Here is a 353-nt window from a genome sequence, read left to right as displayed (position 1 = left end):
AACGACCAGGGTTCCGACGATCTGCGCACGCAGGCTGCGTGATCCCGCGAATCTCGAACTGCCCCTGTATCGAAGGAGAACTTGTTTTGAAAGCAATGATCAGGACCGGCTCCGCGAGCATCGTCGTTGCGGCGCTGATCACAACTGCTTCCCTCGGCTACGCACAGCCGTCTGCAACGGAGTCGCACGTCGCAACGCATGCGCGCAAGCCTGTGAGCGCAAAGAACGACGTATCAGACGGTACGCTGGTGAAGTCGCTGCCCGGATTCAGAAATGGCTATGCAACGGTGAACGGCGTGCGGTTGCACTATGTCGTCGGCGGCAAGGGCGAGCCGCTCGTATTGCTGCCCGGT

At 60.3% G+C, this 353-nt stretch carries 1 pseudogene; it reads left to right on the top strand.

Annotated features, from left to right (window positions below):
- Positions 1 to 95 precede the first annotated feature (95 nt).
- Positions 96 to 353, top strand: a pseudogene (locus AB4Y32_RS40510) (alpha/beta fold hydrolase); the annotation flags it as partial.

The sequence above is a fragment of the Paraburkholderia phymatum genome, from assembly GCF_040965635.1.
Taxonomy (GTDB): Bacteria; Pseudomonadota; Gammaproteobacteria; order Burkholderiales; family Burkholderiaceae; genus Paraburkholderia; species Paraburkholderia phymatum_B.
The sequence above is the reverse complement of the archived record's forward strand: the minus strand, read 5'-3'. Positions and strand labels throughout refer to the sequence as shown.